This window comes from Mesorhizobium sp. M7A.F.Ca.CA.002.04.1.1 (assembly GCF_004022805.1).
Taxonomy (GTDB): domain Bacteria; phylum Pseudomonadota; class Alphaproteobacteria; order Rhizobiales; family Rhizobiaceae; genus Mesorhizobium; species Mesorhizobium ciceri.
Window position 1 is genome coordinate 1 of record NZ_RZPL01000775.1, and the last position, 2536, is coordinate 2536.

The following is a 2536-nucleotide window of genomic DNA, read 5'->3' on the forward strand; positions in this document are numbered from 1 at the left end:
GCCCTGCGCGACAGGCACGTCGCCGGCGCCGATATACTCCAGGATGCGCAAGGCATTGGCGGTCGTCTTCTCGACTTCCGCATTGCCGCAGGTCGTGGTGACGCCGATGAGTTCGATGGCCGGCGAGCGATGCGCCATGACCAGCGCGATGGCGTCGTCGTGGCCGGGGTCGCAGTCGAACAGGATAGGAGTTGGCTTGGTCATCATGTCGTCTTTCACGCCGCCCGCTCGTAGCGCGCTATGGTTTTCTTGAAGCCGTCGAGGAAACGCCGGCCGTCCAGGCCGGTGCAGATGCGGGTGGTCTTGGGCCCGCCGCCGGGCAGCAATTGCCGGCCGCGATAGGCGACGGTCTGGCCGCGCGCCAGCCTGCCGTCGAGCACGACGTCGGCGAACAGCGGCTCGGTCATCGTCGCCAGGCCGGGATCGAAAGCCAGCGCCACGGTGATCACGTCATCCATCGGGAACCCGACGAGGTCGAAGAATTCGCGCCAGATGTCGATGTAGATCGGGAAGCTGTCGGCGATCATCTCAAGGACGGGATTGTCCTTGGCGACGGCCTGCATGTCGGCGATGTCGTCGCGCGTCAGCATCGAGTCGGCGACGCGGTTGTCCTCGCAGATGTCGAGGGGGACGAGGATCTTCTCGACATCGGCGTTGAGCACGATGCGCGAAGCCTCCGGATCGGCCCAGATGTTGTATTCCGACAGGGGTGTGATGTTGCCCGGCGTCTGGAAATTGCCACCGAGCACGATCAGCCGCTTGAGTGCACCGGTCAATCGCGGCTCCTGCAACAGCGCCATCGCCGCGTTGGTCAGCGGGCCGGTCGTCACCAGCGTGATCTCGCCCGGATTGGCCATGACCGTCTCGATGATGAAATCGACCGCATGTCCCGACGTGGCCTGCCGCACCGGCGTCGGCGCCGGCGGGTTGAACTTCTTCAGGCGATCGCCGAAGCGGGCGACAAGCCGTTTTTCGAAATGCACCGGCGCCTCCATGTCGGCCTTGGCGTTGCCGACGATCGGCCGCCACGCGCCGGCGTGAACCGGGATATCGTCACGCCCGGCGAGCGTCAGCGTGTTGAGGACGACGTTGGTGACCTGTTCGATCGGGCCGGCCGCACCGGTCACGGTGGTCACGCCCTCGAGCCGGAGTTTGGGATTGACCGCTGCAAACAGCACGGCGAGAATATCGTCGCCGGCTGAATCCACGTCGAGGATTATGCGTTCCATAAAGGCTTCCTTCACTGGGGATTTTTGCCGCCGGGTTCGGTGTTCCTGTCTACCGACAGCAGTTTCCGCATCGATTCCAGCGTCTCCGCGATGATCCTTGGACGCGCCCGGTAGGACAGCGCGAACAATGCGATCAGCGCAACGACATAGGGGACGGTGAGAACCAGGTAGGACGGATAGCCAAACGTCTGCAGGCGCAACGAAAAGGCATCGGCGAAGCCGAACAGCAGGCAGCCGGCCAGCACCTTCAGCGGATCGCCGTTGGAAAAGATCAGGATCGCCACCGCCATGAAACCACGGCCCGACGACATGTTTTCGGTGAACATGGTGATGTAGCCGAGGGACAGATGCGCGCCGGCGAGGCCCGCCAGCAATCCGCACAGCAGGGATGCGATGTAGCGGACGCGGGTGATCGAGATGCCAAGCGCCTCGGCGGCTTCCGGCTTTTCGCCGACGACGCGGATATAGAGGCCGAGCCGCGTCCTGTTGTAGCAGACGACCAGCAGCGGCACGGCGATGAAGGCGGCATAGACGAGCGGCGTGAAGCCGGAGATCAGCGGCGCCCAGGAGCCGAGAAGGTCGCGGGCGCCGGGCAGCTGGACTTTCGGCAGGCCGACGATGCCATGACCGACGATCGAACCGCGCGTGCCGAAGATCGCTTTCATCAGCGAGATCGTCATGCCGCCGGCCAGGATGTTGAGCGCCAGCCCGACGACAACTTCATTGGCCTTGAAGCTCACCACCAGGACAGCAAAAACCAGGGCGAAGACGAGCGCCGCCGCAACGCCGCAGGCGACGCCCGCCAGTGCGGAACCGGTCCAGATCGAACCAAGGACGGCGAAGAAGGCGCCGACCAGCATCTGCCCCTCGAGGCCGATGTTGAAGATGCCGGCCTTGGTGGTGAACGAGCCGCCAAGCGCGACCAGAAGGATGGGCGCGGTGGTGCGAAGCGTCGCCGCGATCAGCGCGACGTTGATGAGCTTGTCTAGAATTTCCATCGCCGCTCCCCTGCCTGGCTGTCGCCGCGCTTTCTCACCAGCACCTGGGCCGACACGCTGAGGATGATCAGCGCCTGGATCACGGTGATGATTTCGCGCGACGCGCTGGTATCGACCTCAAGCAGCAGCGATCCGTTGCGCAGGGCGCCGAAGAACAGTGCGGTGAAGATGGTGGCGACCGGCGAGCCATTGGCGAGCAGGGCGGCGATCAGCCCGTCGAAGCCGAAACCGGGAGCAAATCCTTCCATGAAGCGGTGGTGGACGCCGAGCGTCTCGACGCCGCCGGCCAGCCCGCCGACGGCCCCCGAA

At 64.8% G+C, this 2536-nt stretch carries 3 protein-coding genes and 1 pseudogene; all 4 read right to left on the bottom strand.

Annotated elements, in window-relative coordinates; translation table 11 throughout:
- A partial coding sequence (locus ENZ75_RS28265) for a nucleoside hydrolase (protein WP_206617118.1) occupies positions 1–207 on the bottom strand: 207 nt, incomplete at its 3' end.
- A gap of 8 nt (positions 208–215) precedes the next feature.
- Complete coding sequence (locus tag ENZ75_RS28270) at positions 216–1229, bottom strand: nucleoside hydrolase (protein ID WP_082826727.1); 1014 nt, start codon at positions 1227–1229, stop codon at positions 216–218.
- Between the two features lie 11 nt (positions 1230–1240).
- Positions 1241–2227 carry an ABC transporter permease gene (locus tag ENZ75_RS28275; protein ID WP_013530293.1) on the bottom strand — a complete coding sequence of 329 codons (987 nt, stop codon included), beginning with the start codon at positions 2225–2227 and terminating at the stop codon, positions 1241–1243.
- Positions 2215–2536 (bottom strand): annotated as a pseudogene (locus tag ENZ75_RS28280) (ABC transporter permease); the annotation flags it as partial. The pseudogene ENZ75_RS28280 and the gene ENZ75_RS28275, both read right to left, overlap by 13 nt.